Below are 7,496 nucleotides of genomic sequence, written 5' to 3' on the forward strand. Positions count from 1 at the left end.
TATGCCGAAGACCCCAAGTTGCCCAGAAACCCGGACCGGCACTTTCGCAACGACTGGCATGATTGGCCGACGTTTCTCGGCCGGGAGAAGCCAGAACGCTATGTCACCTTGGCCGACGCCAGTCTCGCCGCCCAAAACTTAGGCATTAGCACCCGCGCTGAATACCTGCGACGTTATGCCGAAGACCCCAAGTTGCCCAGAAACCCGGACCGGCACTTTCGCAACGACTGGCATGATTGGCCGACGTTTCTTAACACCAAAAGCTCATTTTATTTAACTTATGCCGAGGCGAAAAAAGCTGCTATTACTCTTAGAATCACCTCATGGAAAAATTATTTAGAAGCATACAAAAAAGATCCATGCTTACCCTCTTCTCCTGACATTAGATATAAAGACCAATGGACAGGATGGACGGACTTTCTATTACCACGAGAAATCCATGATTTATCAATTGCTGAACATGCATGTTTGGTTCTTTCCGTAAAAGACTCAAAACAGTATTACGAACAACGTAAGACTTATAAATTCCTGCCTGCCCACCCCGAAAGGTTCGATGGTTGGCTTGATTGGTATGACTTTCTCAACATTCCAAGACCTTACCCATACCCCGAACTGGCTTCTATTGTCAGAAAGCACCATTGCAAAAAAATGGAAGATTACAAAAAATTGCGTGCCGAATTAAATGACCCGCGCATCCCCTCTAGCCCTGAAGAGACGTATAGACACAACGGTTGGACTAACACATATGACTTTTTTGGTAACAAACGACCTTATCAAGTTCGATACCTCACTGATGACTGGCAAATCTGGGGAGGGTGCATTACCGAATTTCTCAAACAAGCAAGAGGGTCTGGCACAAAAGCAAGTGATCTATGCGAGTTTGTACGAGAGTTTATTGAAGCTAACGACCTAGACAGAAATCCGCTAGATTTCCTAAGAAGAGATAAAATCAATATTCAGTCGTGCATAGACCTGTTGAATGAAAAAACGGTGCCTGCAAAAAAGAAGCAGCTATTTTCGATTAAAGAGTTTCTTGATTGGATTATTAATAAAGATTTGACTATCGAAGACCCTGAAACTGGTGAAGTGAGTATTGTCCTCGGAGCAAGAAATCCATTTCAGTATATCAACTTTGACGATGAGAAAATTCCACAGAAAATCAATGAAACGGAAAAATTGTCCCTCCCATACACATATGTAAAATTAACTCGAGACTGGATATTTCCAGTCGACTCTCCAGAAACAGGATTGTCCTATTCAGATCTTAGCCACCTGCAAAAATTTAACGCAGACTGGGTCCAAATTAGCGATGATTTCCCTGTCGACCCTAATGACCCCGATTGTGTTACCAAGAAAGAGAATGGAAAACGATTTATTTGGGTGCCAATCTTTTGGACGTACACATACGCGCTGATGCAATTACCTGCGAGAGGAAGGCAGATTATCTACTGTGACTCTGGTGAAATGGATTTAGAAATCCCTTGTTTCTCGAATGGGAAAATTGTTTGGGTAGCAAACAACCATCCGAAAGCTGGATTAACTAAAAAACAAGGAATGATTTATAAGACAAAAAGTGGGGATTTTGGCGTTCATTATACATCAAATAAGACGCAACTATTCGGAGAAGGCTATAACACCCCTTATATGCCTGTCGAATTGGCGTACTGGCTGATAAAACTGAGACATTGGCAATCAAAGTTTAATGCCATTTCATCTCCCACCCCATGGCTGCGTTGCAAAAGAACATTCCTGAACGAAGTACAGAGAAACTTCAAAGGCAAAAACTGCTTTCTATTTAGAGATCTGAATGATGTTGAACCAGGTACTTTTGGTTATAGATTATCGACAAGATTGGCAGCAGCATTGTTTTTTGCCAACGAAGTTGATGAAGTCTTTGCTGAATATGACGGACAAAATTTCACAGATATTGGCGAGAGCTTATTAGACAGCACCGCTATAACGTTATCGAAATTTAGCTCAAAATTCACACCACATTGTATGAGAGTGAGTTTGATTAATGCTTATAGCACTGAGTTTGGCTTACCAATTGAATTTATTATGAAATTGGTTGGGCACTCATCAATCGTGATGTCTATTTATTACCTAAAAAGTGATCAGACAGGCCTAAAGCTACGAGAACGAATGAACAAAGCGGAAAAGGAGGCTCTAAGTTGTGCAACAGAAACCACCCGACGCTTTATCGAACAGCATCGAATTGAAGATATAAAGTCCCAATTAACTGCAAACAGCCCCGAATTCCTTGCATCACTCACTAATGAACGAGCAGCGGGCAATTACGTTTTTAGAGATTTTGGCATTTGCCCTGTTGGAGGCGGATTTTGCGACATCGGCGGAGATGCCGTCGCAACAAAAGCGAATATTTTTCATCCTGTGCCAGCAGGGCATCTCGGCGATCAAAATTGCATTCAATGTCGCTTTTTTGTCACTGGTCCTGCGTTTCTCGTGGGGTTAGTCGCATTGTTCAATGAAGTCTCACTATCACAGTACGTCTTACAACTGCGTGACCAAGAGATCAAGAATGAACTAGATAGTACAATACAAGAGATTGATATCATTTCATCTAAGCAATATGACGAAATGAAGCTAGGTGTTCAAAACCAAACGCTAGCATCTGAAAAATCTCGACTACTTTTTATAAGAAAGCAGTTGAATTCCGAAATTGAGGCTAAAGCAAAAAAAATGGATCTGTACTTGGCAGACCTAAATGCGATGTTCAAACATATAAATAATTGCCATCAGATGATTGAGGGGATGCACCCTTCAGATGAGAACAAGCTTCAACTCATGGTACCCACAGACTTTTCAATAAATTTAGATTTGGAAGACTGTAGTCATTTCCAACAGTTATGTGAAGTCTGTGAGAACGCAGAGCTGTTTCACAGCTGCAGTGATGAGCTCGCAGTAACTCGAAGGAGCCAAGCACTAGATCGAATGATGCTCAATAATGGGTTGGCCGCCCATATGATGCATCTTTCTGAAAGCGAACAATTGATAGTCGGAAACCAATTTACGCAACTAATGCTTAGCCGACTAAAAAGCTGGGAAAAAATCGATTTATTGATAGATGGTCGTATGACGTTACGAGATTTGAGTTACAAAAATTCACTGAATGCTGATGAAATAAAGCACTTTTTTCAAAAAGCTAAACCGCTAAAACTCGGTCTAAAAGGGGAGAACAAGAATGCTTGAAGTGTCCCCAGAGACGGTTCTTAAACAACTTAAAAAAAACGCATCAATGCGGGTAAGTTCGACTTTGGACGCTGTATACACTGTTTGCAAAGAGCAGTTCGAACGAGGAATCTACGACTTCAGTTTTAGCACTATTTCAAGACTTGGCAAAGAAAAAGGGGTGCCTGCTGCACAGAGCATTAGGAATAAATCTGGAGATGCGTATAGGACGTTGATCAAATCTTTCGCTGATGCTGCTGCAAACAAAAAAGTCCCTAAGCCAAAACTTTCCCCGTTCGGAAAATCCGCAGCATGGATTGAGAACATCACAGATCCAGTCCTCAAGTTACAAGTAAACATTCTGTACTCCCAGAAAAAGGAAGCTGAAAGGTTATTGCTTGAAGTGGTGCCTATCAACCAAGTCATAGAAATCTTTGATAATGGTGCATCTCCAGTATCAAAAATTCGACTAACTGCATTAGAAAGAGAGGCTCTCGAGTATTTGTTATCTACAGAATTTATGCGGCGAGAAGATTTGGAAGTCGGGCCAAAGGGCAGTATATTGCGACGTGAAGATCTGAGTCAGGTTTTTCCCGTTGCCACACTAGACGCATTGAAGAAGGCATTGTTACACCTCTAGTTCGAAATGGTAGGAAGTCAGTTGAGAACAAATTTAATCACTCCTGAAGGTTTTGATGCATTAACCAAAGAGCTTGATTATTTATGGCGAGAATATCGTCCTGAAATAACAAAGAAAGTTGCTTGGGCAGCTAGTCTAGGTGATAGATCTGAGAACGCAGACTACAAAGAGAATAAGAGACTGCTTCGCAGTATCGACTCCCGGATTAGATTCCTTCGCAAAAGGATAGATGCTCTTAAAGTCGTCGAATATTCACCAGTGCAAGAGGGGAAGGTATTCTTTGGAGCATGGGTTGAAGTGGAAAATGAACAGGGAGAAGTCAAAATGTTTCGCATCGTTGGCCCTGATGAAATTTACGAGCGCAAGGACTACATATCTATCGATGCGCCAATGGCAAGGGCTTTGATAAAGAAAGAGGTCGATGACGAAGCTATTGTGCCCACCCCAGAGGGAGAAAAAATCTGGTATATCAACGATATTAGCTACCAAAATAGTTCCAAATAATTGAGGCTCGCTGAAAATCCCCTTTAAAGTATTAGCATCTGAAGTTATACAAGGGTGATGTGAACAAGGTTTGCGCATAGAAGCTACCCCTCCGCCGCAACTAATGGTTGGTACGGCCTGATTTCTATAGACACTCTGTAGTATTACTAAAATTTGCTCAACATGTTCGAACTACATTGCTTGGGCAAGTTTGGTTGTAACTAGCTTTGGGGCAAAATTAAGCCTGCATACGCAGGCTTAATCGTATCACTAATCAAATTATTTGCGGCGTTTGTAACCAAGCCAAACTAAAGGTAACAGACTCAGGAAACCCATACTGCCACCACTTGAGCCACCGCTTGAACTATTACTAACACCGCTACCAGTATTACCGCTACCAGTATCACCGCTGCCAGTATCTTCAGGCTGCGGCGCAGTTACGCTGACATTGATTTTATCACCAGTCACTTTTAAGTTTTTCGGAACAACCAGTTCTGCCGTAATAGCTGGAATTTCAGCGTAGGTCGCATAATCTGTAACTGGCGCATTGAAAGTAAGAGTCACAGAACTTTGACCAGCATCGAAATCCACATCAACGTAGTCAGAATCAAGGTATTCACGTACATTCAGATTATCAGGCGTAGCTGGTGTGAAAATGTGGGTCGCACCGCGCATAAACACTGCTACCTTTGCAGCTTTGCTTGTGTCACCGTCACGCTCAACAGTCAGCGTAAATGAATTACCCTGCTCAACAGAAATAGGGGCGGTTGCTGAAAAATGAACATCTCCGAACACTTCCATTTCACCAGCGATGTTTGACATATACGGAAGCCAGTTTTCCACGTAATGCTGGTTGTTGTGGGTATCATCACCGCAAGCTTCACCACCATTTGACTTGTCAGGGCTTGAGAAGAAACGTAAATCATTGGTAGTGGTTGAGTGCCACATCACTGTGTTTTGGTTACCACAAGTAGCGGCTCGGTTACCATATTGCGCCGTAGCATTACCGTCAGCTTTGCTATTGCGATTTTCATGGTCAGCAAAAACACCATGACCAAATTCATGAGCGAACACATTTTGGCAAAGCTGCGTGTTATTTGCATCGTTAGCATTAATGATTGCTAACGGTGAACCTTCACCACTAACACCGCATAAACCTGCATCATATGACATGGCTGGTCGAATAATCGTTGCCCAATCTGCGCCGTATTCATCCATTTCTTGACGTTCAGGTTGAAACTCGGTGATCACTTCGTCATTGTAGAAAAATGGTTGGATTGCACCCGCCCAACCCTGCACGTATTCACCACTAACTACATCATCATCATACGCCATACCATTGGCATTGATAGAAATAGAGGTGCCAAAGCCTGCCAGTTCTGCTGAACCACCAACAGAGTTAGCTAAGGTTTCGTTCATAATGGCAACTCGTGTTTCAAGCCATTCATATGCAACACCTTTGGTTACTGAGTTAGCCAACCATTCGGGGTGATAGAAAGCATAGACACGTACCTTTTTATTAGAGGCGTCGATGTTGGTACAGCCTGTTTTATAGTTTTGACCAAGCTGGCCAAATGGAGATACATCACAACCTAAAGCAAAATCATCATCATATGACTGATTGTCGGATTCCGCACGTTGAGAAGTCACCGAGTTAACGCGTGACATGGCTTTCAAAAGCTTAGCGCGTTCTGCTGTTTTGCTGGCAATGATAGCTTTCGCTTTAATAACGGCAGGGTTCAAGCTGTTAATCTTGTCTAAATACTCTTGCTCAGTCATTGCTTGAGTATTCATCGTGGTAAATATAGCGGTTACAAAAAAACTAATAGAGGAGCGCTTTATCACAACTTCATCCTTAAGGTAAAATTTTAAAAAATCACTTTTCAGATTGTGCAAGAGCAACAAACTGAAGTCTTAAAACCAGTGAGAAGATAAAAAATTTTCAGTACAGCGCTATTAATGCGCAACTGATAAATTTTAAAAAACTCCCGTACAAAACAATATATTATGCGACATTTATTGGTAGAGACTTAGCTTCACATATTTACACATATCTGTATTCCAATATATTAATGAGTAATTAGTATGGTGACACCATACTTTACTTTTAAAATGGTGAACTATAGATTGAAACGACCTTTTCTCTAAATCCCCCCAAGAGCTCAAATGACATAGATTCACTGGACCGTGAGGATTTAATCGCTACAGAGTTCTGAGTCTCAAATTGTGACAAAGTATCTTTTTCAAAATCACTACCTTCTAATTTGAGGCTGTAACTGTTAGTTTCTTCGACATTTATATGCGGTAGATATGGCTTTCTAGCGATAATTTGCGTGATATTGTCTTTTTTTACTGATTCATTTAATACCACGGAAAAGTCAGGTATTTCCTCTGCGACTCGGTTTGCATACTCGACAAGCTTGGGGACCGCGAACGTATAAAGCCAAGCATCTTGGGCTCCGTTTCTACTTTTACGTAAAATTCGACCAAGGACTTGTCTAAAATAGAGCTCCGTTCGTACTCGGCTAAGGTGGCAGCATACTTGTAGACGAGGGATATCTGTTCCTTCACTAATCATGCCTACACTGACAATCCAGCTAGTCTCGCTGTCTCTAAACTCGTTAATTCTATGGTTTGGGTGCTTTTCTCTATAGGTAACAATTTCCGCTGTTTGCTCATACTCGTTTCTGAGAATATTCAGAATATATGTGGCATGCTCTACAGAAGATGCCACAACAAGTCCTGCAGCATCGGGAGTAAACAGCCTAATACTTTTAAGCTTGCTTATCGCTAACGTTAATGCATGCCGAATAGCGAAATCATGTTCGATTAGAGATTGGTAGGGAACAGATGAACATTTGAATAGCTCATCGAGGCTATTAAATGTTTTAGTATCGTTTTCTTCGTCTGTAACCGAAATTTTTTCATTGTCGATTAGAACAATTTTTGGGGAGCGACATACACCATCCGTTACTGCGTCCCTTAAGCCGTAAATGTAATCACATTGGATTTGGTTATCAGGGTCTGAGTAGTGAGATAGAACTATAGGTGCTTGATCCGATCGCCATGGTGTGCCTGTTAACGCTAATGTGTATTCCGCTTGGCTTTGAATATTCAGGATGATCTCTTCTCCCCAAGCATTAGCATCGTTTAGAGACTGCCCAGCACAGTGATGAATCTCATC

At 41.7% G+C, this 7,496-nt stretch carries 5 protein-coding genes; 3 read left to right on the plus strand and 2 right to left on the minus strand.

Annotated elements, in window-relative coordinates; translation table 11 throughout:
* The 3 genes from ACN0TV_RS16935 to greB all read left to right on the plus strand — a co-directional run.
* Positions 1 to 3,210, plus strand: a 3,210-nt coding sequence (locus ACN0TV_RS16935; RefSeq protein ID WP_417364509.1) for a VPA1269 family protein, incomplete at its 5' end; no start/stop codon positions are given.
* Positions 3,203 to 3,829, plus strand: coding sequence for a gamma-mobile-trio protein GmtX (gene gmtX, locus ACN0TV_RS16940; RefSeq protein ID WP_417364511.1), 627 nt, complete (start codon positions 3,203 to 3,205; stop codon positions 3,827 to 3,829). The genes ACN0TV_RS16935 and gmtX, both read left to right, overlap by 8 nt.
* A gap of 21 nt (positions 3,830 to 3,850) precedes the next feature.
* Positions 3,851 to 4,333 (plus strand): transcription elongation factor GreB, encoded by a 483-nt coding sequence (gene greB / locus ACN0TV_RS16945; protein WP_417364513.1) that lies wholly within the window; start codon positions 3,851 to 3,853, stop codon positions 4,331 to 4,333.
* A gap of 258 nt (positions 4,334 to 4,591) precedes the next feature.
* Here the strand turns inward: greB and ACN0TV_RS16950 are convergent, their stop codons facing one another.
* Positions 4,592 to 6,106: a GlyGly-CTERM sorting domain-containing protein gene (locus tag ACN0TV_RS16950; protein ID WP_417364515.1), complete on the minus strand. Its 1,515-nt coding sequence runs from the start codon at positions 6,104 to 6,106 to the stop codon at positions 4,592 to 4,594.
* A gap of 313 nt (positions 6,107 to 6,419) precedes the next feature.
* Positions 6,420 to 7,496, minus strand: a 1,077-nt coding sequence (locus ACN0TV_RS16955) for a DEAD/DEAH box helicase (protein WP_417364517.1), incomplete at its 5' end; no start/stop codon positions are given.

This window comes from Galbibacter sp. (assembly GCF_048266365.1).
GTDB lineage: Bacteria > Bacteroidota > Bacteroidia > Flavobacteriales > Flavobacteriaceae > Galbibacter.

Excerpts from the sequence above, each read along its gene's own strand:
- gmtX (WP_417364511.1), top strand. The coding sequence starts at position 3,203 with ATGCTTGAAGTGTCCCCAGAGACGGTTCTTAAACAACTTAAAAAAAAC.
- ACN0TV_RS16950 (WP_417364515.1), bottom strand. The coding sequence starts at position 6,106 with ATGAATACTCAAGCAATGACTGAGCAAGAGTATTTAGACAAGATTAAC.